General features: G+C 60.5%; 21 protein-coding genes and 4 pseudogenes. 11 read left to right on the top strand and 14 right to left on the bottom strand.

Annotated features, from left to right (window positions below; all coding sequences use genetic code 11):
• The 6 genes from ACXJKO_RS24350 to ACXJKO_RS24325 all read left to right on the top strand — a co-directional run.
• Positions 1-184 (top strand): DnaJ domain-containing protein (locus ACXJKO_RS24350; protein ID WP_457093650.1); only part of this gene is annotated, 184 nt, incomplete at its 5' end.
• Positions 185-547: 363 nt separating this feature from the next.
• Positions 548-1,744 carry a carboxylate-amine ligase gene (locus tag ACXJKO_RS24345; protein WP_457093649.1) on the top strand — a complete coding sequence of 399 codons (1,197 nt, stop codon included), beginning with the start codon at positions 548-550 and terminating at the stop codon, positions 1,742-1,744.
• 70 nt (positions 1,745-1,814) lie between these two features.
• Positions 1,815-3,005, top strand: a complete 1,191-nt coding sequence (locus ACXJKO_RS24340; RefSeq protein WP_457093648.1) for an alpha/beta hydrolase — start codon at positions 1,815-1,817, stop codon at positions 3,003-3,005.
• Between the two features lie 49 nt (positions 3,006-3,054).
• A complete protein-coding gene (locus tag ACXJKO_RS24335; RefSeq protein ID WP_457093647.1) occupies positions 3,055-4,311 on the top strand; it encodes an ATP-grasp domain-containing protein in 1,257 nt (418 codons plus the stop codon).
• Positions 4,292-5,026 carry an esterase family protein gene (locus ACXJKO_RS24330; RefSeq protein WP_457093646.1) on the top strand — a complete coding sequence of 245 codons (735 nt, stop codon included), beginning with the start codon at positions 4,292-4,294 and terminating at the stop codon, positions 5,024-5,026. The genes ACXJKO_RS24335 and ACXJKO_RS24330 overlap by 20 nt, the downstream gene beginning before the upstream one ends.
• Positions 5,027-5,038: 12 nt before the next feature.
• The gene (locus ACXJKO_RS24325) at positions 5,039-6,259 is read left to right on the top strand and encodes an ATP-grasp domain-containing protein (RefSeq protein ID WP_457093645.1); all 1,221 of its coding nucleotides are present in this window, start codon (positions 5,039-5,041) and stop codon (positions 6,257-6,259) included.
• Positions 6,260-6,548: 289 nt separating this feature from the next.
• On the opposite strand, the pseudogene ACXJKO_RS24320 reads toward ACXJKO_RS24325, so the two are convergent.
• The 5 genes and pseudogenes from ACXJKO_RS24320 to ACXJKO_RS24300 all read right to left on the bottom strand — a co-directional run.
• Positions 6,549-6,824, bottom strand: a pseudogene (locus tag ACXJKO_RS24320) (FAD-binding protein); the annotation flags it as partial.
• A gap of 328 nt (positions 6,825-7,152) precedes the next feature.
• Entirely contained in the window at positions 7,153-7,803 is a 651-nt protein-coding gene (locus tag ACXJKO_RS24315) for an amino acid ABC transporter permease (protein ID WP_457093652.1), read from the bottom strand.
• Positions 7,800-8,468 (bottom strand): amino acid ABC transporter permease, encoded by a 669-nt coding sequence (locus ACXJKO_RS24310; RefSeq protein WP_457093644.1) that lies wholly within the window; start codon positions 8,466-8,468, stop codon positions 7,800-7,802. Before ACXJKO_RS24310 ends, ACXJKO_RS24315 begins: the two co-directional genes overlap by 4 nt.
• Complete coding sequence (locus tag ACXJKO_RS24305) at positions 8,458-9,270, bottom strand: transporter substrate-binding domain-containing protein (RefSeq protein ID WP_457093643.1); 813 nt, start codon at positions 9,268-9,270, stop codon at positions 8,458-8,460. Before ACXJKO_RS24305 ends, ACXJKO_RS24310 begins: the two co-directional genes overlap by 11 nt.
• 339 nt (positions 9,271-9,609) lie before the next feature.
• Entirely contained in the window at positions 9,610-10,479 is an 870-nt protein-coding gene (locus ACXJKO_RS24300) for a LysR substrate-binding domain-containing protein (protein WP_457093642.1), read from the bottom strand.
• A 224-nt stretch (positions 10,480-10,703) separates the two neighbouring features.
• Here ACXJKO_RS24300 and ACXJKO_RS24295 point away from each other — a divergent pair.
• Positions 10,704-11,741 (top strand): annotated as a pseudogene (locus ACXJKO_RS24295) (arginase family protein); the annotation flags it as partial.
• A gap of 222 nt (positions 11,742-11,963) precedes the next feature.
• Here the strand turns inward: ACXJKO_RS24295 and ACXJKO_RS24290 are convergent.
• Together ACXJKO_RS24290 and ACXJKO_RS24285 are read right to left on the bottom strand one after the other, a co-directional pair.
• Positions 11,964-12,986 (bottom strand): IS110 family RNA-guided transposase, encoded by a 1,023-nt coding sequence (locus tag ACXJKO_RS24290; RefSeq protein WP_457093641.1) that lies wholly within the window; start codon positions 12,984-12,986, stop codon positions 11,964-11,966.
• 208 nt (positions 12,987-13,194) lie between these two features.
• Positions 13,195-14,630: pseudogene (locus tag ACXJKO_RS24285) on the bottom strand (IS1182 family transposase).
• Positions 14,631-15,186: 556 nt separating this feature from the next.
• Between ACXJKO_RS24285 and ACXJKO_RS24280 the strand changes: the two are divergent.
• From ACXJKO_RS24280 to ACXJKO_RS24270, 3 genes are all read left to right on the top strand, one after another.
• Positions 15,187-15,924 carry a TAXI family TRAP transporter solute-binding subunit gene (locus ACXJKO_RS24280; protein WP_457093651.1) on the top strand — a complete coding sequence of 246 codons (738 nt, stop codon included), beginning with the start codon at positions 15,187-15,189 and terminating at the stop codon, positions 15,922-15,924.
• A 205-nt stretch (positions 15,925-16,129) separates the two neighbouring features.
• A complete protein-coding gene (locus ACXJKO_RS24275; protein ID WP_457093640.1) occupies positions 16,130-16,546 on the top strand; it encodes a DUF5602 domain-containing protein in 417 nt (138 codons plus the stop codon).
• Between the two features lie 398 nt (positions 16,547-16,944).
• Positions 16,945-18,366, top strand: coding sequence for a sensor histidine kinase (locus ACXJKO_RS24270; protein ID WP_457093639.1), 1,422 nt, complete (start codon positions 16,945-16,947; stop codon positions 18,364-18,366).
• 860 nt (positions 18,367-19,226) lie between these two features.
• On the opposite strand, the pseudogene ACXJKO_RS24265 reads toward ACXJKO_RS24270, so the two are convergent.
• The 6 genes and pseudogenes from ACXJKO_RS24265 to ACXJKO_RS24240 all read right to left on the bottom strand — a co-directional run.
• Positions 19,227-19,399, bottom strand: a pseudogene (locus ACXJKO_RS24265) (aldehyde dehydrogenase family protein); the annotation flags it as partial.
• 50 nt (positions 19,400-19,449) lie between these two features.
• Positions 19,450-20,202, bottom strand: a complete 753-nt coding sequence (locus tag ACXJKO_RS24260; RefSeq protein ID WP_457093638.1) for an amino acid ABC transporter ATP-binding protein — start codon at positions 20,200-20,202, stop codon at positions 19,450-19,452.
• Between the two features lie 18 nt (positions 20,203-20,220).
• Positions 20,221-21,045, bottom strand: a complete 825-nt coding sequence (locus tag ACXJKO_RS24255) for an amino acid ABC transporter permease (protein ID WP_457093637.1) — start codon at positions 21,043-21,045, stop codon at positions 20,221-20,223.
• Positions 21,046-21,110: 65 nt separating this feature from the next.
• Complete coding sequence (locus ACXJKO_RS24250; RefSeq protein WP_457093636.1) at positions 21,111-21,965, bottom strand: transporter substrate-binding domain-containing protein; 855 nt, start codon at positions 21,963-21,965, stop codon at positions 21,111-21,113.
• A 140-nt stretch (positions 21,966-22,105) separates the two neighbouring features.
• Positions 22,106-22,792 (bottom strand): acetoacetate decarboxylase family protein, encoded by a 687-nt coding sequence (locus ACXJKO_RS24245; RefSeq protein WP_457093635.1) that lies wholly within the window; start codon positions 22,790-22,792, stop codon positions 22,106-22,108.
• 143 nt (positions 22,793-22,935) lie between these two features.
• Positions 22,936-23,679: an acetoacetate decarboxylase family protein gene (locus ACXJKO_RS24240; protein ID WP_457093634.1), complete on the bottom strand. Its 744-nt coding sequence runs from the start codon at positions 23,677-23,679 to the stop codon at positions 22,936-22,938.
• Positions 23,680-24,119: 440 nt separating this feature from the next.
• Between ACXJKO_RS24240 and ACXJKO_RS24235 the strand changes: the two genes are divergently transcribed.
• Positions 24,120-24,806, top strand: coding sequence for a GntR family transcriptional regulator (locus ACXJKO_RS24235; protein ID WP_457093633.1), 687 nt, complete (start codon positions 24,120-24,122; stop codon positions 24,804-24,806).
• Between the two features lie 11 nt (positions 24,807-24,817).
• On the opposite strand, the gene ACXJKO_RS24230 is transcribed toward ACXJKO_RS24235, so the two are convergent.
• Positions 24,818-25,096, bottom strand: a complete 279-nt coding sequence (locus ACXJKO_RS24230; RefSeq protein ID WP_457093632.1) for an SCO family protein — start codon at positions 25,094-25,096, stop codon at positions 24,818-24,820.
• Between the last annotated feature and the right edge of the window lie 103 nt (positions 25,097-25,199).

The following is a 25,199-nucleotide window of genomic DNA, read 5'->3' as shown; positions in this document are numbered from 1 at the left end:
TGCCATGACACCTGAAGAGGCCTACCAGATCCTGGACCTTCGACCGGGTGCTACCCCCGATGAGATCCGACAGGCACATCGGAGTCTGATGAAAAAGCTTCACCCGGATCAGGGCGGTTCGACCTATCTCGCGGCGCGCGTGAACCAAGCCAAGGACATTCTGTTGAGCCGGCATGGCGGGTGATTCCTCATGGAGGAGATGCTTTCAAATTCCGCATTGGGTCACAGAGTAATGGTGAGCGCCCCGGATGAAGGTCTGCTTGCGCCACCGATCCAGAAATCCCGATAAGGTCCGCCTGGTGCCAAAACAAGACCTCCACACCTGCTTTGCTGCTTGTTACTGATTGAGCTTCGTGGATGATTCAGAAGCTCCGACAAATGCCGCTCTAATAGCAACGCTAGCAGCTGAACCTTGGCCTTAGCGGAACCCATTATTCGTTGCCGGGTTCGTTTCGGGAGTGATCATGCGTATAGCGTCACACCCCAGACGGTGTCGTTAGACGCTGGTTATGGCCAACGGCTCCGGTAGCAAGGTCGGGAGGAGCAAATGAGCATTCGTTACGAGGCTTTCCCGATCGGCATCGAAGAGGAATACCTTCTCGTTGACCCCGAAACGAGGGCGCTGGCGGGACGACAGCCTGCAGGCTTTATGGGACGGTGCAAGGAGATCCTCGGCTCCCGCGTCACCCATGAATTCCTGCAGAGCCAGGTCGAGATCGGCACAGGCGTCTGCCGCACGGTGGGCGAGGCGCGTGCGGAACTGCTCGAACTGCGCCAGGCCGTTGCCGCTTCGGCCGAGGAGTTCGGCATGCGGATGATTGCGGCCTCAACGCATCCCTGGTCGCATTGGCGTGACCAGGAGCCGGTGGACATGGAGCGCTACCGCATCCTCGGCGCGGAGAACCGCAGCCTGGCGCGGCGAATGGCAATCTGTGGGATGCATGTCCATGCCGGGATTGAGGACCTCAACCTGCGTGTCGACCTGATGAACCAAGTCAGCTACTTCATGCCTCATCTCCTCGCCCTCAGCACCTCATCTCCTTTCTGGGAGGGCCACGACACTGGCCTCAAGGCGTTCCGGCCGATCATCATCGGCGACCTGCCCCGGTCGGGTCTGCCGGAGGTCTTCGAGAGTTGGAACGATTGGACCGAGCTCCTCGAGGATCTCGCCACGACTGGCGTGGTCACTGATCCAACGAAGATCTGGTGGGACCTTCGACCGAGCTCTCGGCATCCGACGCTCGAGATCCGCATCTGCGATGTTTGCACTTGGCTTGAAGACGGCCTGACGATCGCGGCACTCTATCAATCAATCTTGGCCTTCCTGCTGCACCTGCGGAACAATAACCAGCGCTGGCGCCAGTACCGACGTATCCTGATCCTGGAGAATAAATGGCGGGCGCAGCGCTACGGCGTCGAGGCCGAGCTGGCGGACTTCGGCAAGGGAATTGTCGTGCCGCTGCCCGAGCTCATTGACGAGCTGATCGAGATCCTGCGGCCCCATGCCGAGGCGCTCGGCTGCATCGCCGAAGTCGAGCATGCCCGCATCATCGCGCGGCGCGGAACCAGTGCCGATCACCAGCTCAAGGCCTACCATGACGCACTCGCCGCGGGGGCGAGCGAGCACGAGGCACAGGTGGCTGTAGTCGACTGGCTGGCCGCCCAGTCAGTGCAGCCTGATAGCCCTGCGCCTTCCGAAGCTTCTCCCGCCGAGTTGCAATCCGGTCAGCAGCCCCCTACCTGACTGGCTCGGCGGGAGCATTCGCTCGACAACATCCGCTGCGATCTCCTCATCGAGCAGGTTAGCAAGTTACATGAACATTCACCTGAGCCAGCCTGGGTTTAGCGCAGCCGATCGGGCATCGCCCGTACGGCGGCACCCGCAGGTCGCGGAGCTGCTGGCCGACGGCCAGCCTGCACCAGCGGCCATTGACGATTTCCTGGCGAACCATGCATTCCCGCTCGTCGAGCCTGGGGCGGCGACCTTCGCCTGGCGGGGCGCGGCTGACCATGTTGATCTCCTGCGATGGATCCACGCCGGTGAACGCGCCCGCTTCGAGCCGGTGTCGGGGACCGACCTTTGGCTGCTGCGTCTGCCTGTCACGGACGGGGGCCGGTTCGAGTACAAGCTGGCGATCGGGCGGCACGGCGCCGAGGAATGGATCCTGGATCCGCTCAACCCGGCGCGGGCCCGTGATCCGTTTGGTGAGAATTCGGAGTGCCGGACCTATGGCTACACGCGCCCCGAGTGGAGTGAGCCGCATGGCGCTCCCGCCGGGCGCATCGAAGCCGTGGAGGTCGGGAGCGCGGCGTTTGGAGAGCGTCGCGAAGAGCGGGTCTATTTACCTGCCGGCTATGCGGCGGAACGGCCCTATCCCCTTGTCATCATCCACGATGGCCAGGATTTCGTCTCCTACGCTGATCTGTCTGTTTCGCTCGACAACCTGATTGACGCAGGCGACATTCCACCCGTTGTGGCGGCCCTGGTCCAGACCCGCGACCGGATGGGTGAATATGCCCGCGGGCACCGGCATGCGCGCTACCTTGTACGGGAGCTCTTGCCAGTCCTCCAGAGCCGCTATCGGATCTCGGAGGAGTCCGAGAACCGGATTGTGATGGGCGCAAGCCTCGGGGCCGTTGCCTCGCTCTCAACCGCCTTCCGCTATCCTGGCGTTTTTGGCGGACTCGTGCTGCAGTCCGGGTCCTTCATCCTCGACGAACGCAAGCTGGAGCAGAGGCCTCATCCGGTCTTCCACCGTATCGCACGTCTTGTGCGCGCTCTGCGGCGGGCACCGCAGGTGCCCGGAGCCCGTGCTTTCGTCTCGACGGGCGAGCTCGAGGGATTGGCTGAGGAGAACCACGCCCTAGCTAATTTCTTGCGCGAGCGCGGCATCGATGTTCTCTTCAAGAGTGCCTGGGACGGGCACCACTGGCACAACTGGCGCGATCAGCTGCGCGATGGGCTGATGTGGGTGCTGCGTCGGGAGCAGGAACAAGAGCGCTGATCAGCGGGCGGCTCCAGCCCCTCCCGGTCGCGCAACGGGAGGGGAGAAGATGGTCGAACGTACCGTCAACATCGGCCTGTCGCTGGGCGCCGACATCTGCTGGCCGATCTGCTACGAGAGTTTGCTCGACGGTCTGAAGCTCGATTTCGAGCACAGAGGCGACCGGCTGCAGTTCCATTGCGAACGGGTAACGATCGAGCCCTTCAACCTGCAGCAACCGGTGAAGTATGACGTGGTCATCGACCGCCTGACGCACTGGTATTCAACCAGCCGCGAGTGGATCAAGAAGGCGATCGTGCTCAACGATCTCTACGTCTACAACAATCCTTGGTCCTTGCAGTCGAATGAGAAGCATACCTCCTACTGTGCGATGATGCGCCTCGGCTTACCGGTCCCCGAGACTTGGCTGCTGCCGCCCAAAGCCTATGACGCGACCGACGACCTCGAAGCGACGCTCAGGCAGTATGCCCGCATGTTCTCGCTCGAGGAGATTGGGGCCAAGATCGGCTATCCCTTCTTCATGAAGCCTTATCATGGCGGCGGCTGGAAGGGCGTAACCAAGATCGATGATCTTGCTGGCTTCCAGAAGGCCTACGACGCCAGCGGCACCGAGGTGATGAACCTGCAGGCCGCAGTCCTGCCCTATGACTGGTTTGTGCGCTGTGTTGGGCTAGGGCCGCAGCTCCGCAAAGTGAACTACGATCCTTCTGCAGCACTACACGACCGCTACCGCATGGATATCGGCTTCCTCCCTCCTGAGGACGCGTCGGTGCTCGAGGACATGACGCTCACCATCAATGCCTTCTTCGGCTGGGACTTCAACTCCTGCGAGGCGCTGGCGCGCCATGGCGTCTGGCATCCCATCGATTTTGCCAATGCCTGCCCGGACAGCCAGGTGACTTCGCTGCACTATCACTTCCCCTGGCTGATTAAGGCGAACCTGCGCTGGTCGATCTTCTGTGCCGCGACTGGGCGCAAAATGCGCCGGAACCTCGACTGGGAACCGTTTTACGCCGTCGCCGACCGCGACCTTGAGCCCCGTGAGCGGCTGCGGGAGTACGCCCGCATCGCACATGAGCGCTTCGAGACCGAACGATTCCGCGATTTCTGCCGCACCCGGCTCGGCCACCTCGACGCGCTTGCCTACGAATTCTTTGGCTCGGAACGAATGCGCGATGCGATCCACCAGAAGGTGAGTGCCCTTTTCCCGGCGCACGAGGTCGAGGAGTTCACCGAGCTGTTCTGGCGCCGCATTCAGCTGTGGCGCGAACAGGAGGGTGCGCGCGGTGATCAAGACGGGTTCTAGATGGTATTCGCCGCGGCTGGAGCAGGAGATCACGCTGGTCCGCTGGGGCCACTGGGGCCAGCCGGTCCTCCTGTTCCCAACTGCGGGCGGCGATGCCGAGGAGCCAGAGCGGATGGGACTGATCGGCGCGATTGGGCCGCTGATTGAGGCAGGCCGGATCAAAATCTATTCCTGCGACAGCATCGCCGGGCGCGCGCTTGCGGCGAAATGGGGCTCAGTCGAGTATCGCTGCTGGCTGCTCAACCAGTTCGAGGACTACGTGGCCCATGAGGTCGTTCCGGCGATCCGAACCGATTGTCATGATGACAGCATCGAGATAGTCACGGCCGGTGCGTCGATCGGCGCCTTCAAGGCGGTCGCGATGACCTGTCGTTATCCCTGGCTCTTTCGCGCCGCGATCGGGATGAGCGGCACGTATGATCTCGAGCGTCTACTTGGCTTCCAGGGGACCGCTGATTACTACTTCTCGGCGCCGATCTGCTTCATGGCAGATCTTGGCGAGGGCCCGATCCTCGATGTGTTGCGTCGGCGCTCGATCCTGATGGCATCCGGTCAGGGGCGCTGGGAGGATCCTGACGAGGCCTGGCGCATGGCGCATCTGCTCGGCGGCAGGGGCGTGCCGAACCGGGTCGATGTCTGGGGACCCACCTACGATCACGACTGGTCGACCTGGCGGCAGATGCTGCCGATCTATCTTGACGAACTGATACCCTGACGCAGGCGCGACATGAACGTGCTTTTCATTGAGCCCGCCTTCCCCGCCAATCAGCGCGAGTTCGTGCGCGCCCTCGCGTCGATCGGCGCTCATGTGCTCGGGATCGGGGAACGGCCTTACGACTGGATTGATGACGAGGCCAAGAGCTGGCTCGGCGGCTATCAGCAGATCGCCTCGGTAACCGACGAGGATGCACTCGAATGGGCGGTGCGCGAGGCGCAAAGCCGTATGTGGATCGACCGGCTCGAAGCGACGGTCGAGGCGCATATTCTTCCCGCCGCCTATGTGCGCGAGCGCTGCACCATCCGGGGCATCTCGGCACGAACCGCCTATCTCTGCCGCGATAAGGTGGCGATGAAAGAGGTGCTCCGTCGCGCGGGCGTGCCCACCGCCGCCTCAGCCGGCGTATCGAGCACGGCGGAGGCGCGCGACTTCGCCGAAGCGGTCGGTTTCCCGGTGATCATCAAGCCGCGCGCCGCCGCTGGCGCCCAGGGCACGTTCCGCGCCGGGAACCCAGGCGAACTCGAGGCCGCAGCGCGGGCAAGTGGCCTCGCGGATGGCGCTCCGGTGGCGATTGAGGAGTTCATCGAGGGGCACGAGGGCTTCTACGATACGCTCACCGTGGAAGGCCGCATCGCGCATGACTTCATCAGCCATTACTTCCCGAACGTGCTCGAAGCGATGCGCGCCCGCTGGATCTCGCCTCAGATCATTGCCACCAACCGGATGGACACGCCCGCCTATGGGGCGGTCAAGGAGATGGGACGGCAGGTGATCGAGGCGCTCGGCATCGGTACCGCGGCAACTCACATGGAATGGTTCTTTGGACCCAAGGGTCTGAAGTTCTCCGAGATCGGCTGCCGCCCTCCGGGTGTTGGGCAGTGGGATAGTTATAGCGCTGGGAACGAGTTCAATCTCTACCGCGAATGGGCCCTTGCGGTCTGCCATCACCGCACTGACCGTGAGCCCTCGCGTCACTATGCCTGCGGCATTATCGCGTTGCGGCCCGACCGCGACGGGCGCATTGCAGGCTATGAAGGAGTTGACGAAATGTTCGGCAAGTACGGCAACCTGGTGGTGGGCCACCACTTCCCGACACCTGGCACGCCGGCGCAACCCGTGGAAGCGGGTTACATGGCCAATGCCTGGATGCGGCTGCGCCACCCAGACTTCGACGTGCTCCATGGGATCCTGAATGAGATCGGCGAGCGCGTGCAGGTGCGCGCCCATTGACCAAGTTACCGGTTTATGCGGCCGCTCTTCGGCGGAAAGGGCGCTGAGGACTGAGTGCCAAGCCCCGTCCAGTGAGCAGGGTTTGTTCGCAATCAGGAGGCAGGATTGCCGACCTTCAGCCACAGCAGCGAAGGTCTGGAAAGGGTCAGACTGAGCCTTTAAGCGCTACTGTGTAGAAGTCCGCGAACCACCCCGTTGCGGAAATTCAACGTACTTCCGGGATGTGCCAATTACTGTCCTTCCCTCGATCCAATTTTGTGGCCCGCTCCCGGCACATCCGTATTGCCTATTGGAAGATCGGCCCTTCCTCATCCTTGTTGGTTGCGACGATCTCCTTGCAATCGTTAATGCCGGGTAGGTGCTGAACCGCGGCGAAGATGCCTACCGCAATGTAGAGGTCGCGCGCCACCACCTTGCCGGTTTAGCCGGCCCGCCAGTCGTTGAGCGCGTAGCCTGCATCCAGCGCAGCGCGGCTCGCGCCCATGATCACCCCGAACTTGTCGGCGATCGGCTCGATGTACTTGGTGAAGCTCTCCGTCGAGCCGAGCGAGTGATCGCCCGAGATGGAATCAGTCTTTTAGTCCGATGCTCAGCCCCTGCTGGGACTTCTCGTATGACCACGCTGCCAACTCCCACGATCGCCAGATCGCGGGAGCTGATCCCGTATTTGCAATCCCAAGGCACGCACAGCAGGATGACCGCTACAGGAAAGCGGCGGCGCTTGAACAGGGACAACAGGGCGGCTCCTCAGATGGCCGCAATCCTGTAAACTGCCAAGGTTAATGCAACGGAGCCGTCCAACTTCAGGACTCTTAGCGTACAATCCTGCAGAAACTCCCACGCAACCTCGGGATCGGCAATGTCTACCACCGGACCAGTCAAACACGACGGGGTCACCTTGGGATGACCGTCGATGGCTCCAGCATCCGCGCATATTGGGTCAGGGGAAAGCAGAGACAGAAGTAGATCAGCGCTCCCAGTCCATAGACGGTGAACGGTTGGAACGTCGCATTGTTGATGGCGTTCGAGGTCCTAAGCAGTTCGTCGAAGCCGATGATGGATGTCAGGGCCGTGCTCTTTACGAGCTGAACCAGGAACCCCACCGTGGGGGCGCGTGCGATCGTCAAGGCCTGCGGCAGGATGACGAGGCGGAGCTGCCGGATGCGGTGGAGGCCGAGACTGGCAGCCGCCTCCCATTGCCCGCGCGGCACTGCCTCAACGCCGCCGCGCCAGATCTCCGCCAAGAAGGCGCTTGCGAAAAGGGTCAGACTGACGACCGCAGCCGTCCACGCCTCGATGCGGAAGCCGAGCAGCGGCAGGCCGAAAAACACCAGGAACAGCTGCATCAGCAGCGGCGTACCTTGAAAGGCGCCGATGTACATTTCCGCGGCCCGCCTGAGCCAGGGCCGTTTCGAGATCCTGAGCAGAAGCACGAGGAGGCCTGCGATTCCGCCGCCCGCAAACGCGACCAGCGACAGCAGAACCGTCCAGCGCGCGGCCAGCAGGAGGTTGCGGAGGATGTCCCAGAGCGTGAATTCCATCAGGGTTGTCCTGAAAAGATGAATCTGCGGCCCCCCGCAAACATCAGGCGCCTCAAAGCAACGCTCAGGCCGAGATAGACCAGCGTCACGATGAGGTAGGTCTCGAAGGCCAGGAATGTCCTTGCCTGAAGCAGGTCGGCCTCATAGGTGAGCTCCCGAACCGAGATCTGAGAAACCACGGCTGACTCAAGCATCATGATCACGATCTGACTGGTCAGCGCCGGGAAAATGATTTTCAGCGCCTGCGGCAGCACGATCTTCACGAAAACGAGGCGGGGTCTCAGCCCCAATGCCTGAGCAGCCTCGCGTTGACCGGTTGGCACGGCCGCAAGGCCCGCCGCAACGATCTCGGTGCCGTAGGCGGCGAGTTTGATCGTCATGGCAACGATCGCCGCGACAATCGGATCGAGGCGAATTCCGAGGCTCGGAAGTCCGAAGAAGATGAAGAAAAGCTGCGCCAGAAACGGGGTGTTCCGGATCAGCTCGACATAGGCTTTCACGATGCGCCGGATCGTCGGATATCGGCTCGTGCGTCCGAGCGCACCGAGAATGCTCAAGACTGTTCCGAGGAGCGCGGTCACGGCGACCAGAAAGATCGTCATGGCTGCGCCCGCGCCGATCAGCCTGACGGCGTCGCCAAGCCAGCTGAAGTCGAGGCTATTGCCCATTGGACTTGAGATCTTTCAGATCCAGCGGCCGGTTGAGCCATTTGGTCGAGATAGTGTTCATCGTTCCATCGGCCAGCGTTTTTGCGATGACCTCGTTGAGAGCCTGCTTCAAGCGCGGCTCGTTCTTGTTCAACCCGATATGGTCTGGCGAGGTCATGAGCTGGAACTTCTGCTCGGGCTGCATCGCAACCTGACGCGCTAGCACCCCGGCTCCAACATCGTTGCCGACGACCATGAGTTGGACCTGCCCGGCGAGAAAGGATTGGATCACCGCATTGTAGTTGTCGAAGCGCTTGATGTCGGCCCCGCTCGGCGCCGCTTCCGTAAGGGAGGTATCCTCGAGCGTGCCCCTGTTGACCGCAATGCTCTTACCTGCGAGATCGCCCTTGTCCTGAACCTTCAGGGCTTTCGGGCCGATGACGGCGATGTAGTAGGGCGCGTAAGCGGCGGTGAAATCGATGACCTTTTCCCGCTCGGCGCTGTGGCCCACGCTCAGAAGGATGTCTGCGCGATGCTCGGTCAGATAAGGGATCCGGTTTTGGCCGGTCACTGTCACAAGCTGAAGCTTTACCTTCAATGCGTCCGCCAGAATCTTGGCCACGTCGATGTCATAGCCCTGCAGGCTCATGTTCGACGTGACGGACGAGAACGGGGGAAAGTCGCCGAAGACGCCGACTTTGAGAACACCGGCCTTTGTGATGTCGTCCAGGGCATCGGCGCGGGCAGCGGCATTGAAGACAAGACCACCGACGAGGACCGCGACGGCGAGGCCGGTCAGACGGAGATTGGAAAACTTGGTCATAGCGCGTGTCCTTCGTAAGAGTTTAGGGCAAAACCGGATTTGGCAGCCGGCACTGGCAGGAAGTCGCAGCGAGCGCCTCTCGTGGTTGGACGCCACTGAGTTCCGCAGCGATAGATTTGAGGGCCGGTCCAGGCTTGACGAAGGCCTTTACGGCGAACGGTATTCGAGGACGCTTCAGGTCGATCATGTTGAATTCCCAATTCAGTCCGGTCCCTGATCGAGCAAGCCGGACTTCGAGCGGCTACTGAAATCCAGAGCCCGAGTGGAAGCTAGTCGCAAAATCCTCGTTGGCCTATCAACAAAGCTGAAGGCTGCGCCCTCGGGGCGCTCTGCCTATCATCAGACGTGTCCACCGGGCCCGACGAGACCGGTATGCCGTCCGATGAAATCCACGAGATAGCGCGCCTCCTCCGGGGTGCCCGCTCGGGTATAGAGCCCGATATTGATCCCGACGGGAGCGKGCAGGTCTGATGTCTGATGCAGTGCCCGGCAGCCATTGGGGATCGTCGCGGCGAGCATCGGGCCGATACCGATGCCGACGCGGACGGCGGCCGCCATGGCCACCAGCGTCGACGCTTCGCAGACGATCTTCCATCGCAGGGTTCGGCCGGAGAGCGCGGCGATGCAGGGTCCCGACCAAGGGCAAGTGGCCTCGAACATGATGATTGGCAGCGGCGCTGCCGTGGTCACGGTCAGATCGGCTCTCACCGCCCACAGCAAGTGTTCGCCCCAGATCAGCACCGGCTTGCGATTGATCGAGGTCGCGTCGCAGACAACGATGTCGAGCTTGTCGTTTTCGAACATTGCCGCCAGTCGTTTGTTCGGTTCCACGATGATGTCCATGTGGACCTTCGGGTTCTGATCGCGGAATGCCGCAAGGATATCGATGAGGCGGGTTGCGGCGAAGTCCTCGACGACGCCAAGGCGCACGCGGCCTTCCATCTCCTTGCCGTTGAGACGTTGCCAAGCTTGGTCGTTGAGGGATAAAATCTCGCGGGCGTAGGGCATCAGGAGAAGCCCGTCTGCGGTCAACGTGAGACCCTTGGGAGAACGCGAAAAGAGCTCCGTGCCCATGAGGCTCTCGAGCTTGCGGATCTGCATGCTTAATGCGGCCTGCGTCCGATTAAGCGATACCGCAGCCCCGTTCACCGTGCCGACTTCAGCCACGGTCAGGAAGGCGCSCARCAGATAGGGGTCAAGGTCGAGCATCAAGTTTCGCTTATACTACGGACCTGTTCCGGCGACCATGCGGCTTTGGATTATCCCACTTCGACTGCGGCTTCCGATTGACTGGTATTCAGTTCGCGTTATGGCCCTCGCAGAATTTTCCGCCTACCGCATCCTCCGTTCAGGGGCGAATTTATCCTGCAACGCGGGTCGGGTCCAAAGAACTACCGCCCGTTTGTCATCTCTCGAATGCTCGGAGGGCCGCTATGGCTTATGACATCGCGAAGCTGGACGAACTGCGTCGGCGCTACGCATCGGCGGCGAGCGGCGACATGTACGACCCGCATTTCAAGGCCGTGGCCGCTCAGATCTTTGCCGATGGTGACACTCGCAAGTGGCCATTCGCCGGCCCCACGACCTTCATCGACGCGCCGTTTCGGCCCGACGGCCTGACGGACGAGGGACTCGCAGGCTTGGACGTCGCCCTGATCGGGGTCCCGATGGATCTCGGAGTGACCAACCGGGCTGGCTCCCGTCTGGGACCGCGCGCCGTGCGCGGGATCGAGCGTGTTGGACCTTACGAACATGTGCTGCGGGTGGCTCCGATGGGCACATTGCGGGTCGCTGATGTCGGCGACGTGCCAATGCGCAGCCGATACAGCTTGGCCGATTGTCACGCCGATATCGAGGCCTGCTATCGCAGGATCGCGGATACGCCCGTGATCCCGCTTTCGGTCGGCGGCGACCACTCGATCACGGGATCAATCCTGAAGGGTCTCGGCGCCACTCGCCCGGTCGGACTGGTGCATATCGACGCCCATTGCGACACGGCCGGCGCCTATGAAGGGTCGAAATTCCATCATGGCGGTCCGTTCCGCGAAGCGGTCCTCGCTGGGGCGCTGGACCCGACACGCACCATCCAGATCGGCATTCGCGGCGGCGCCGAATATCTTTGGGAGTTCTCATACGAATCCGGGATGACTGTCGTCCATGCCGAAGAGGTCGTCGAGGAGGGCATCCCGGCCATCATCCGGCGAGCGCTCGAGGTGATCGGCGACGGCCCGACCTATGTCACCTTCGATGTCGACAGCATCGATCCCGGCTTTGCCCCTGGTACTGGGACGCCGGAGGTGGCCGGCCTGACCCCGCGGGAGGTGCTGCAACTCCTCCGCGGCCTCCAAGGGCTCGACATCATTGGCGGAGACGTGGTCGAAATCGCGCCGCAATACGATGCGACCACCAACACCGCCCAGATTGGTGCTCAGGTACTCTGTCGTCTAATCGCTCGTTGGAATGCAAGCCCTTTTTGGTGCCGAGGCTGTGGTTGCCGGGAGCAGTGTCGTCTTCGCGGTCGACATCAGTCGCCGCATGATGGGGCTTCGCAGGAGGAACCTTCCAAGGTGTGGAACGCACGCAACGTGCCTGATGGCTCGCAGGTGCAACAGGCTAGACGGAATGGTTCATCTACGTCCCGGCACGGACGCCTCAGCACGCCTCAGGGCAGGCGCATCCGAGTTCTGACTGGGTCAGGCGGCGCCAACCACCCGGGTGAACGGCTCGCCTGATTTGAGCATTGCGTGCATGATGACGGCTAATTTCCTTGCCACCGCGACGGCCGCCCGTTTGAAGCCGATCCGCTYCCGCAGCATCAACCCCCATTGGCGCAGGTCGCTCTCGGCCTGAGTGCGCGTCAGGATCACGGTCGCGGCCTCATAGAGCAGGCCCCTCAGATGGGCATCGCCACGCCGCGAGATGTGGCCGTCATAGTCGACCTCACCGGACTGATAGCGGCGGGTCGTCAGGCCCAGCCAGGCGCCGACCGAGCGCGACTTGCTGAAGTTAACAGGATCCTCAATGGCGGCTGTGAACGAGGCAGCGGTGATCGCGCCGACCCCGGGGATCGACATCAACTGCTGACAAGCCGCACTCTGCCGGGCGCTGGCGAGAAGCTGTCGCCCCAGGGCGGCAGCCCGGATGCGCACGCTGCGCCAAGCCTCCAGCACCGGCAGGATGATCCGGGCAAGCTCCTCCTGACCGGCCAGCAGGCGTTGGACTTCGGCTTCGAACGTGCCGCCTTTGCCGCGCGGCACGACCAACCCAAAGGTCTTCATGAGCCCGCGGATCTGGTTGGACAGCTCGGTCGTGATCTGGACCAATCGGGCTCGCGCGGTCACCAGCGTGCGGACCAGCATGCTGTCATAGCCTTTCACCCGTACCTCGCGGTAGAAGCCGACCTCGGCCAGATGAGCCAGGCCATCGGCATCATTGGCGTCGGTTTTGTTCGGTGCCATGTCGAGGGCGGCCTTGGCATGGCGGGCGTCGATGCAGATGGCCGGCAGCCCCTCGGCCTGGAGCGCATGATAGAACCACACCGATAATGGCCCGGTCTCGAACACCACCCGCTCGGCTGCGGGCGCGCGCTTGCGGACCACTTCCGCGATCAGGYTCGGATCCGAGGGGCATTTGCCGCGCCAGATCCTCTGGCCGTCCCGCCGCACCGAGATCGCTGTCTCTTTCAACGACACGTCAAGACCAATATACTCACCCATGGTTGTTCTCCGTTCGATGCTTGGGCCCGGCGTCCAGTCGAGAGCCCGTCTTTCCATCTTATCGGGGAACAACCATCCGCTCTTCCATGCACTGACCGTGTGGCCTGAGGGCGACTCGCTCCGCGATTACCCAATGTGTAAAAACGCGGAGATCGGCACGCTCAGATGACCCATTGCGATTGTGCACAGGCGGGGTGCTGTGTGATCCTCACACTCTGATCCCAGCCAGGAGCGCCTGCACGCCAAGAATTCCAATCACCCGCTTCATGTTGTAGGCCAGCACGTGCAGGGCCATCTCAGCCGCCGTGGTCTTCAGCCCCTTGGTGAGAAAGTGCGTGGCTGCCATCCAGCCCTTGAGCGTGCCGAAGACATGCTCGACCGTGCTCTTGCGTACCTGCATGGCATCGGGTCTGGCCCGGAGCTGCTTCTCCATGGCGTCCAGCACCGCCTCGTGTTCCCAGCGCCGGATCCGCCGCTCCCGGCCCGTGGTACACTGCGCCTTGAGGGCACAGTTCGCGCACCGGGTGGTCCAGTAGACATGGATCGTCATGCCCTTCTCCAGCGAAGCAAAGCGCCGGATCAGCTTCTCGCCTGCTGGGCAGCGGTAGGTGTCGTCCTCGGGCTCGTACACAAAGTCCTGCTTGCCGAAGCGGCCCTCGGCTTTGGCCGGTGAGGTCAGCGGCTTGGGCACGAGCGGCGTCATGCCAGCTCTCGTACAGGCCAGGATCTCCTCGCCGGTATAATAGCCCCGATCCGCCAGCACGGTGAGCGCGTCTGCCTTCATCGCGGCCTTGGCCTGTCCGGCCATGGCCACAAGGTGATGGCGGTCAGGCCCCACATTCGTCACCTCATGCGCCGCAACGAGATGGTGCTTGGTGTCGAGAGCGGCCTGAACGTTGTAGCCCACGATGCCCCGCGCATCCCTGCCGGTGGCCATCGCACGGGCATCGGGATCGGTGAGCGAGATCTGCTGGTCAGGACTGGCTTCCAGGTGCTCGCCGATGGCTTGGAGCACCTGCATCCGCTCGCGCAGGGCAGCGATCTTCTCTTGCAGCTTTTCGACCTTGGTGGGAGCAGACCCGTCATCGGTCTGGTCCGCTTGATCAAGAGCCTCCAGGTATTGCGCGATGCTCGCCTCGACCTTGGCCATCTGCTTGGCCAGCTTGACGCGGGTGAAGTTGCGCTCGTAGCTGTTGACCGCCTTGAACTTGGAACCATCGAGCGCAATCTCGCCGCCGGCAAGTAAGTCGAGCCCGCGGCACAGGACCACGAACTGGCGGCAGGTGGCGCGGATCGCCTCGGCGTTGTCACGCCGGAAGTCAGCGATGGTCTTGAAGTCGGGTGCGAGCTGGCCGGTGAGCCAGATCAGTTCGAGATTACGGCTGGCCTCCTGCTCGAGGCGGCGGCTGAGGGCACGCGATGCAGGTAGCCGTAGAGATAGATCTTGAGCAGAATGGCCGGATGGTAGCCGGGCCGTCCCGTGGCGGCAGGCTTGGCCCGGGTGAAGCCGAGAGCCTGGAGATCGAGTTCGTCGATGAAGGCGTCAATTACCCGCACTGGGTTGTCTGGCGTGACATAGTCGTCCAGGCATTCAGGAAGGAGCAGCGTCTGCCGGCGGTTCTTGCCTTCGATGAAGCGGGTCATCGCGGCCTCCCAGAGCTGGCAGACAGTCTACCAAATCACCGCGTTTCCACACAGCCTCGCCCAACGAGCGGACGAACGTATTACTTCCGAGAAGTGTCAAATCCTGACGTTCAGCGACGCCAAATTGGAGGATGTATCGGTTCTAAACGGCCGCTGAAGTGCTTTCCCCGACAAGCCTCTGTTCAGCCACCGACCTGGGGTACCTCGTGGGTGTAGGCGCAGGGAGATGAAGGCTTGTGCTACTGTCTCCCTCCACCAACGGTTTAGGTGCCACGAGCAGGAGGCCAGCATGGTTCCTGGTAGTGTATCCCACTTCTGGGGAGGCGGTTTGGCCGCGGTGCTTCTCCTGCTAACAGAGATGATCTCGTCGCCGGTTATGGCGCAAACTCCACCCTCGGCACCATTGGTCAAACAACCCGCACCAACTCGGGACCCGAACACAATCGGGATTGTCACAGGAAGCCCCGAAGGGGGCACCCTTCCGCTGGTCAATGAGATCGCGAGAGTCCTGGCGGGTGGACAGGAGGCCGGCCCGAAGGGAGAGCTGGCGTTGCGTGTGCTCCCGATGGTTGGGCGTGGCGGGGTTCACGACATCCAGGATGTTCTTGCGCTTCCCGGCGTCGACATGACGATCACACAGGAGCACCTGCTCACGCGCTTGCAGGAGAGCAAAGAACTCGGGGAACTCAAGAGCAAGCTTGTCTACATCACGAAACTGTTCAACGAAGAGCTTCACCTGATCGCGCGCGAGGACGTCCGGCAGATCTCGGACCTTGTCGGCAAGCCGGTCAATTTCGGAGATTACGGCGGCAGCGCCGAGGGCATCGCGCGTGATCTCTTCAGGACGCTTGGGGTCGAGGTCTCAGAGGTTCACCTCGGATTGAACGAGGCCATTGAGGAGATGCGGCAGGGCAGGATTGCCGCAACTGCCGTCCTGGCCTCAAAGCCGGCAGCCGTTGTGGAGTACGTCACGCGCGGGGGCGGATTTCGTCTTGTTCAAGTTCCTTATCCGGCCGGAGCAACGCTCTTTCTGCCGGCCACACTGCATCACGAGGACTATCCAGGCCTTATTCCAGGGGGAGAGAGGGTCGAGACCGTCGCCGCAGGGACAGTCCTCATTGCCTATAACTGGCCCGAGAAGAGCGGCCGCTACGAACTGCTCGGCAACTTCGTCGACGCGTTCTTCTCCCGCTTCCCTGAGTTCCAGGCTGCTCGGCGGCATCCCAGGTGGCAGGAGGTCAACCTTGCGGCTGTCCTGCCGGACTGGAGACGATTCAAGCCAGCCGAGCGCTAGCTTCAGACTTGGCAGGCACGCCAGTCAGGCACCGGCTCTACAGGATCGGTACCGAGATCTGACACGTCTGGAAGAATGGTGCCGGGAGACAGGGATCCCGAAACGGAGCGTCTGTTTGAGGAATTTCTGCAATGGCGCGAACAGCGAGGCAAACGCTGAGGACGCTTCTGTTGTACGGGCACCGCGAGGCTGAGGAATGATGGCCATGAAAAAGCAGTTAGCTGCGGCAAGCTTGTTGGTGATCTTGACGGCTTCGGTGGTAGAGGCACAGACCTCCCCAGCTCCCTTGGGCCCCCCACCGCGTGGCTTCAAGCGGGTCAGTGATCTCGTGAAGATCCCCCGCTTCCTGCCCGGGCTGGGCGCTCTCTACGTCCGGCCCGAGACGCTGCCTGCGGGACCATTTCTCGCCTACGACCGACGCGGACGGCGGGTGAGCACCATCTACATGATCCCAATCGAGGATATCGGAAACCGGAAGAAGTTCGATCTAGCCGGGTTCGCGGGCCGGAACGACCATGTACCAATCTATTTTAACGAGGGCCATCCCGGTGTCGAGATGCCCCACTACCATGTCGTGATCTGGCATGTGAACAAGGCGGGCGAGGCACGAGTTGCCAAGTAGGCTCCTACACTGATAGTTCAGCATGTGGAGGAACTCCGGCTTCGGGTCAGGAAGTGGAATTCGCCTGCCCTCGAGAGCGTCTGGTGTTCCTCTGCTGAAGGGACATTCGACTTGCTTCCTCTCATGCTAGTTCAAGTCCTTTCTACGAGGCCGACAGGACACTAACCCAGTCGGGCTACTCCGGAGTGGCCGTGCCCATGGGCCGGCTTTCGACCTTGCTCGCATTGCGACCCTTCACCAATCGCCGATAAGCTCGAAAACAGATTTGCTCGCTGAAACAGCTCCCAAATCCGAGACGACAAAGATCATCGGCCTGAAATGGCTCATCAACCAAGCCGTGTGGCGCAAAAGGATTTCGGGCCGAAGCAGTTGGACGAAGATTGGACGGGAGCGTTCGAATGGGCACCTTTGACGGCAAGGTTGAAGCATACGAGCTCAAGCGGTTCTTGCGCATAGAACATGGCTTCGTGCGGCAGTTCGCGCTCGTCGCGGCCGCGGCACTCCTGGTCGCCATGATTATCCTCGGCACATGGGTTTCCAAGAAAATTGAAACAGGCGTTGCAGAGGTGGCGGGAGCCTCAGCCGCCCTGTACATCAATACCTTCCTCTCGCCACACCTTCAGGAGCTCGCTCAGGGCGACTCTCTTTCCGAAAACAGCGTTAAAGCCCTCAATGAGGCAATGGTACAGCCGGCGGTTCGCGGCCATGTCGTGAAGGTCAAGGTCTGGAAACAGGATGGCCTGATCGTCTACAGCAACGACAGAAACCTTGTGGGCAAGAGATTCCGCCCAACCTCGGAGCAACTGGCGGCATGGTCTGGCGCAGTTGCGACAGAAGTCGATCACCTTCAACATGAAGAGAACGAGGGACAACGCAGCATCGGTCTTCCGATGCTGGAGGTCTACGCTCCGATCCGTGACATCCAAAGCGGACAGGTGATCGCGGTCCTTGAGTTCTACGAGGACGCCGCAGCCCTCAAAGTCCAACTGGCCCGCGCGCAATGGCAAAGCTGGGCCGTGACGGCCTTGGTCGCCGTCGCATTCCTAGGTGCTTTGTTCTCCATTGTCTCTGAAGGGAGCAAGGCGATTGACCATATGCGGACGTCACTGTCGCACAGGATCATGCAGCTTAAAACGCTCTTGCGCCAAAATGAGGTTATGCGTGCCAGGGTTGAACGTTCGGCACGATCTGCAAGCGACAGCAATGAGGGCTTCATGCCCCGTGTCGCTTCTGACCTCAGGGACAGACCGGCCCAGGCAATCACCTTTGCGCTCGTCCACTTGGCCAACTATGACCCCAAGAGCTCGGCCCCAGCCGAATTGCCAATTGTCCGTGATGCACTCTCAAGGGCCCTGCGCGATCTCTGGGACATCAGTGCCGGTCTCCTACTCCCGGAAGTCAAGAATCTGCCCCCGGCTCAAGCCTTGCGACTGATCATCCAAGATTACGAGCGAAGGGCACAAACGACGGTTAACTTCACGATTGACATCCCGGCGTCCTTTGATGTGCCCGAGTTTATCAAGGTTTGCGCATCCCGGTTCGTTCAGGTGTGCCTCGACAGCGCGGGCCAACATAGCCATCACGGGAACATACTCGTGTCAGTGCGGTCCGACGGCATTGCCCTGAAGGTTGAAGTTGTTGCTGAACATCCCGCGGGAGGCGACCCAACCGCGATCGAGAACACCGTGCAGCTTGGTCTGACGGGCCTGTGGGACCAGATAGAAAGCGTCGGCGGCCAGATTGTCGTCGAGGCCGAGTCAAGTCGGGAACATCGATTTGCGGCTTGGCTGCCAGTTGGCTCCGGATGGCACACATACTAAGTGAAATATTTTGTAGTGTCGCCGGCGAGATCGTTACCTATCCGGAGCCACTCTGAAGCCACGGGCTCCCGGACGAGGGTCGCCACAGCGAGGAGCACTGCTCTGCCGACGAGGAGGGCGCCACATTGGCAGGGTGGCCAGGAGTGTCTGTGTCTACCCTCTCCAGTCTAAATAAATATGAGGGATGGGCGTAAGCAGCAATAGCCTTGCTGCAATAAGCCAATTGACAGCCCTGCTGAGGGACAGTGCCAAGCCCGACCTTTTCCCTGTCCCAACTCTAGCGAGACCAGCGGCAAATGGCCTACGCCTGAACGACCGCTCAGAGCCAAAGTAGGARWCTCCCCTACCCTTCARGAACACCTGCTTTGCSGYYGYAAGCGGACATCTGAGCTCCTYCCRTAATGTRCCTGYAAATGRCGGTCYGGGACTACAAGGCGGCCGAATTTCGCCGAATGAGAGTTTTGACAAGAAGTCTCCGCTCGACGTGTACACACGCGGATCTCACTCTGGACCTGAACCAGGAAGCAATAAGCCCCGGAGCAAGCTGTGTTACATGCAACATACGCTAAGACGAATGACCGCCTCATATCTGAGCCTGTGTCAAAACGTGGACGGGCCGCCCCGTGGAGCAATTTGATTTCTTGCGAGCCCGAATAGACCGGGAAATCCCCGGTACAGGCCAGTGAACTTGTACAAATAGTTCGTTGAGGCGAGGCTCGTCCGAGTTTTGACACAGGCTCTATCTGGAAGCAGACATTTGGCGTACTTCCTGGAAGTGCCAACTCCAGACCTTCTTCAAATCTCAAAGTTTATCACGCCAGTGTTCGTGGATTTCAATGTTTCAGGTTGCCCGCTCGTGACTACAGTCCGCCGAGGCAGATGTGCTTGATCTCGAGGAAGCCCTCGATGCCGTACTTGGAGCTCTCGCGGCCGAGGCCCGACTGCTTCACGCCGCCACGTTGGCGCCCACCATCCCGCTCTCCAACGCCTCCGCCACACGCCAGACGCGCTCCATGTCCTTGGCATAGAAGTACGGGCTAGATTTTTTCCGCGTAGCTTCGCGCGCACCTTGTTTGGCCGGCGCTAGGCAACGCTCGACAGGAAATCGCGGACGCGTCCGCTTCTTGGAGCACCGAGGAGTTCATCTGGCGTTCCGGACTCGACAACTATGCCACCATCCATGAAGACGATTTTATCGGCAACGTCACGGGCGAATCCCATTTCGTGAGTGACTACAACCATTGTCATGCCTCCGCGCGCCAGGTCGCGCATAACTTCGAGAACCTCGCCGACAAGTTCGGGATCGAGCGCAGAGGTTGGCTCGTCGAAAAGTAGGAGCTTCGGTTCCATAGCCAGCGCGCGGGCGATGGCGACCCGCTGCTGCTGCCCGCCGGAAAGCTGACTGGGATAGGATTCAGCCTTGTCCTTCAGCCCCACCTTCTCCAGGAGCTTTTCGGCCAGCCGGCGCGCGTCGAGCTTGTCCATGCGACGAACTGCGACTGGTCCCTCCATCACATTCTTAATGGCTGTCTTGTGCGCGAACAGATTGAAGTGCTGGAACACCATTCCGATCTGCGCGCGGCGAGAGGCAGCTTCCCTTTCGCGCAGTTCGATAAGGTTGTTGCCTTCCTGCCGGTATCCGACAAGTTCGCCATCGACCGCAAGCCAGCCAGCATCAATCGATTCGAGATTGTTGATGCAGCGCAGGAAAGTGGATTTGCCTGATCCCGAAGGCCCAATGAGGCAGACGACCTGCCCTTTCGCGACCTCCAGATTGATGCCTTTGAGCACCTTCAGCCCGTCGAAAGATTTCGTGACGCCCTCTGCAAAGACCATTGGTTTCCCAGAGTGCATCTAGAAACCCTTTCCGAGCTTGCGCTCCAGGAAATACTGGAAGACCGACAGAATGGAGCAGATGAAGAGGTACCAGAGGCTCGCGACAATCAGCAGCGGGATAACCTCGAACGTCCGCGCATAGATGTTTTGTGCCGAATACAGCAGCTCAGGCAGCGCGATGACACTGACGAGAGAAGTGGTCTTCAGCATCAGGATCACCTGGTTGCCCGTGGCTGGCACGATGATGCGCAGAGCCTGCGGCAGGGTAATGCGCCGGAACGCCTGAAGCCGCGTCATGCCCAGGGCTATGGCCGCTAGGCTTTGGCCGCGCCCGACTGCCAGAACACCGCCGCGAACGATTTCGGCCATATAGGCGCCTTCGTGCAACGCCAGTCCGAGAACTGCCGCCATAAAGGGAGTGATCGCGTTCCCCGAAAACGAAAAAAGGTAGGGACCGCCGGGAACTCCGATGTTGATCTGCGGATAAAGCACAGAAATGTTGAACCAGAAGATGAGCTGCACCAGAAGCGGCGTGCCGCGGAACAGCCAGATATACGCCGCGGCAAAGGTAGACAGGAACCTGTCAGGAGACAGCATCATCATCGCAAAGAAGATGCCGATCACAACGCCCAGAACCATGGTTATGACGGTCAGCCTAATAGTGACCCAAAGCCCAGTCAGAATGCTCGGATGGAAAAGATATTTGGCAACGACCTCCCACTGGACGTTGGGGTTGGTGAAACTGGCCCACAGCAGACCGAGTACGAACAGAACCACCAACGCATCGGCGGTCCACCGGCCATAGTTCGGCCGGTGGATGATTTTCCAGTTCGCTTGACCCACACGGTCCGCTGCCGTCGTCGGTGGCGGCGTTCTCTTGAGAACTGACGAGTTCATATTACTTGCCGTCAAGAACGAGGAGCGTCCAGCGCCATTTCTCCCATATTCCATTCGTTCAGCACCTTCATGTAAGTGCCGTCCTTGATCAGGGCGCCAAGCGCTTCCTTCACGACAACCGCCATCGGGTCGCCCTTCTTGAAGGCAAATCCCGAATAGCCGGTGAGGTCGGCAGTCGGAGTCTTCGCGAACACACCCTTTGTCTGCTTGATGATGTAGCCGACGGACGGAGCATCGCCGAGCCACCCTTGAACACGGCCGGAGCGGACAGCCAGGCTGCCTTCGTTCAGCCCGGAGAATGCCAGGTCTTTGATGGCGGGCTCTCCGCGCTCTTCACATTTCTTCTGGAGCCGCGGCAGCAGCTCAAGCTGCTGCTGTCCGCCCGACGTGACCCCGACCGTGTGGCCGCACAGTTCGTTGAGATCGAGACTGGCAGGATTGCCGGCCTGCACCATCACGACGGTCCCCGTCTGGTGGACGTCCACGAAGTCCATCTTCTCGCGACGCTCCGGCGTGGCGTGGAAATAGGAGGCGTGATAGCGGCCGCCGAGAATGCCGGGAATGATCGCGGCGAACTTTGCCTGTTCGGCCTTGCTGTTGATCCCGAGCTTGGCCGTTATGACCTTCTGAAAGTCGAGGACATATCCCACCATCGTGCCGCTCTCGTCAATGAAGTAGCTCGGCGGATATTGGGGGTCGTATACGGCCACAAGCCCGTCACGATATGCATCCGGCACCTTCGCTTGCAGGGCGGGGTCGGCGCCGTCTTGTGCATAGGCTGCCGATCCCATCCCAACAGCAAGCAGGACTGCCATGGCGAGGGTCTTTTCTGTGGTTCCGGCTCTTGAGCACACATGCTTGGTCATAGCGGTTCTCCTCTGGAATAGGTGTTCTTCGACAACAGCCCGTACGCTCCACACAAGCCTTTCGTCGCCTGCAGTCCGGCTGTTTGCCGGGAGCCCCGGAAGTCTTCACTTTGGCCGCACAGTCCCGGCGACGTCCGACGCTACTCGGAGGACCCGAGATCCTTGAAGATGCGACCATAGGCGAGCTCGAACTCGGCACGGATCTTCTCAGCTCCCAAAATCTCGAGCGGCCCCAGCTCGAACAGCGGGTCCATCGTCTCTTTGCCGCCGAGCTTGACCTTGGCTGTCCCAGTGACGGTTTCAAACAGCGTCCATTTGCCAAGCGAGTTCAGCACAATCTGGTGCGCGTCGTATCCCGCACCATCGGCTCTCGGTATCCGTTTGATCTGAATCCGCGGCTGAAGCACCGGCTTTTCGTAGCTGTTCGGCCCTTCGATGAACTCGATGTCAATCAAGGTGTTGCCCCGGCGGATCGTTCGCGAGGTCAGCGCCTCACCTTCCTGCCAGTCCACATCCGCAAGCTTCTTGGGATAACCCCAGATTTCGCGGCCCGGGGCCATGGCATCATCGGTTGTCACATACTCGTAGGCGACATGCCCGCCGATCACACCGTCGACAGCCGCCTGCAGCACGATGCCGCTTTCCAAGTAACTTCGCGGCCCCGCCTCCGGCGCGGCGAGATCATGGACCTCGGGACACTTGTAGGCAAAAACCTCGATGATGTCGGAAACATAGTCCAGCGGTGCTGGCAGCACCCGACGCACGGCTTCCTTGGGCGCGCGGCAGATAACGCTGATCTTCTCAAAGTTCGCGTAGAGGCGCGGCAACGGCTTGAAGAGCGGGCTGCGGTGTGGAATCGTTCCCAACACTTGTTCTGACATTGTAAACCTCAGGTTTCTGTTTTTTGCAGGATCGGGACAACTTCGACGGGCGCCTGCCCTGAACGCTGGTTCGACCGGCTAGGCGGCGCTCACGCGAGCGAAGCGATAACGTTGGCGCGACCGTTCTCGCGGGTTGAGGCGAAATTGCCGACCGAATACTCGCCGCCTAGAACCTCAACGATCTCCAGCACGCGGCCGTTTATACCGATCGAAGATCCGAGTTCCACCGAGGCCGTGCCGAACCTCTTGCTGATCAGCTCATAATCCTTGCTGGTATCACGGGAGATGATGTCGAAGGCGCTGAAGGACGGGCCGTAGATTTCGGACACGGCACGAATCTGGAGGTGAGGGAATACTTTGTAATCCCGCCAAGCGGCGTTATTGCTCGTTTCGTCGAAGTCGACGGCAAGACGAAACTTCGTCTCGTCGTAGAGCCTGACCTCGCCCCTTGCGCTCCGTTCATCGTCCTCCAGTGAAATCTTCGCGAATTTCTTTGGGTATCCCCATTTCTCGCGGCCGGATGCAACGGTTTCGTGATTGTCCTCAAATTCAAAGTAGTAAGTGCTGCCTTCGGCATTACCATAACGGACGGGAATGAGCACCGCTGCGTCGAAGAACGAGAAGTGCGACTGATTTCGGAAGTCTGAGATCGTGACGATGAATCGATCGTCGTTCAGAGCGAACGGCATCGGATCAAGCAATTCTTCAAGCTGCTGCCGGTTGCCACGAACATAGACGGAGAGCGTCCGCATCTTCGGACACGTGGGTGTATAATCCGACGGATAGTATCCAAGGAAACTGAAGAAGCGATTTACATCATAGTCTGGTTTCATCTTCGTCCTCTTCTCTCAGTCCTTTAATTACTTACTGAATACGGAGTTTCCGGCTTCGGAAACCCTGCTTCTGCGCGATTAGTCCAGATCGGGCTGATCACCTTGTACCACTCGCCGTGACATTTCACTGCAATGTTCATCTTCTTTTTTCTTGTCTGTCAATGCTGTTTTTGACAGAAGACATCCTGTGAACTGGAGGAGCTGAAGAGGCGGCCTCCCATGGCTGGTGGAAACGATCAATCCAGGATCGAAGTCAATGAGGTCAACAGAGTCGATTTCGGGGCGCCCTGTTTCGGAGGCTCAAGCTTTCACTGGGAGATCACTCAATCGGCAAGGCTATGCGCGCGGAGCTCGGAAGTGCAAACCGCATTCTCGCGCTGGCTGTACGGTTTAAGTTCTCCAGCCCACTAATTCGCAGATTTGTATTGATTGCAGGGAAAATGCTCAAAGACGTAAATAAGGCGGCAAGGGTTATAAACGACAACAGTAATCGCACTTCCGGCGGCGATCGACTTAGCGACATAGCCTATAATAGACTGCGTGACGGCCTGATAAAGCTCGAATTCGAGCCGATGGAACCGCTTATCGAGCGCGCACTCAGTCAGCGTTTGGAAGTTGGGCTTGCCCCGATCCGCGAAGCCCTTCGGCGTCTGGAGCGCGAACGCCTTGTCACGATCTATCCCCGCAGAGGCATATTCGCCTCCGAGATCGTCATCACCGACCAGCAGGCGATCAAGGAAGTCCGGTTCGAGATAGAGGGACTGGCTGCGGCACTGGCTGCCGCGCGCGGCACCAAGGAGGAAGGCGAAACACTGATGGCGCTGGCCGAGGCGCTGGTTCTGGAAACCGAATCCTCTGACAAGATTAACGGAGACGCGCAGTTCCATCGGCAAATCTACGTGATGGCGAGGAACTCGTTCCTGCTGCCGATCCTTGAAATGCACTTTAATCTGTCGCTGCGGCTCTGGTATTTTTGCCGGCGCCACACGAGTCGCGTCGCCATTAGCGCTATCGACCATCGACCGATTGCGAAGGCGATTTTGGATGGAGATTCGGAAGCTGCCCGAACCCTGCTGAGCGAGCATGTCGCCGCCCACTCCGACCTGCTGCGCAAAATGCTGGATTAAACGTGCGGCACTCAATTGCGCAGTCGGCTTTGGCGGTTGAGTACCGCAAAGGAGCGCAACCAGCTCTCAAGACGACAGTGGGTAAAGCCGAAGAAGTACGCCGTCGGCTTACCCTTGAAGGTATCCTGGGTCACACGCTCGCCGCGATGGTTCACAAGCGAGAATGGGCCACCAATGGCAGCCACAGTGGTGGCCGTAACAACGGGCTGATCCCGCCTGATCCCGAGCCTCTCGACCTGAAACCATCCCAGGGCGATGGTTCCGGCCCCGACGATCACGATAGCGACCACCGCGTGCGGCAGTGTCGAGACGGCGATGTCACGGTAACTTTTGGTCAGGGGCTTATGGTGTCAGAGCCACGGTATACGCTGGTGTCAGAGCCACGGTATACGC

It is taken from the genome of Microvirga sp. P5_D2, assembly GCF_054049475.1.
The sequence above is the reverse complement of the archived record's forward strand: the minus strand, read 5'-3'. Positions and strand labels throughout refer to the sequence as shown.

What these genes read in the sequence shown, in the direction of transcription:
- ACXJKO_RS24345 (WP_457093649.1), top strand. Translation starts at nt 548, where the DNA reads ATGAGCATTCGTTACGAGGCTTTCCCGATCGGCATCGAAGAGGAATAC.
- ACXJKO_RS24335 (WP_457093647.1), top strand. Translation starts at nt 3,055, where the DNA reads ATGGTCGAACGTACCGTCAACATCGGCCTGTCGCTGGGCGCCGACATC.
- ACXJKO_RS24270 (WP_457093639.1), top strand. Translation starts at nt 16,945, where the DNA reads ATGGGCACCTTTGACGGCAAGGTTGAAGCATACGAGCTCAAGCGGTTC.
- ACXJKO_RS24325 (WP_457093645.1), top strand. Translation starts at nt 5,039, where the DNA reads ATGAACGTGCTTTTCATTGAGCCCGCCTTCCCCGCCAATCAGCGCGAG.
- ACXJKO_RS24260 (WP_457093638.1), bottom strand. Translation starts at nt 20,202, where the DNA reads ATGGTCTTTGCAGAGGGCGTCACGAAATCTTTCGACGGGCTGAAGGTG.
- ACXJKO_RS24250 (WP_457093636.1), bottom strand. Translation starts at nt 21,965, where the DNA reads ATGACCAAGCATGTGTGCTCAAGAGCCGGAACCACAGAAAAGACCCTC.
- ACXJKO_RS24305 (WP_457093643.1), bottom strand. Translation starts at nt 9,270, where the DNA reads ATGACCAAGTTTTCCAATCTCCGTCTGACCGGCCTCGCCGTCGCGGTC.
- ACXJKO_RS24240 (WP_457093634.1), bottom strand. Translation starts at nt 23,679, where the DNA reads ATGAAACCAGACTATGATGTAAATCGCTTCTTCAGTTTCCTTGGATAC.
- ACXJKO_RS24275 (WP_457093640.1), top strand. Translation starts at nt 16,130, where the DNA reads ATGAAAAAGCAGTTAGCTGCGGCAAGCTTGTTGGTGATCTTGACGGCT.
- ACXJKO_RS24310 (WP_457093644.1), bottom strand. Translation starts at nt 8,468, where the DNA reads ATGGGCAATAGCCTCGACTTCAGCTGGCTTGGCGACGCCGTCAGGCTG.
- ACXJKO_RS24340 (WP_457093648.1), top strand. Translation starts at nt 1,815, where the DNA reads ATGAACATTCACCTGAGCCAGCCTGGGTTTAGCGCAGCCGATCGGGCA.
- ACXJKO_RS24235 (WP_457093633.1), top strand. Translation starts at nt 24,120, where the DNA reads ATGCTCAAAGACGTAAATAAGGCGGCAAGGGTTATAAACGACAACAGT.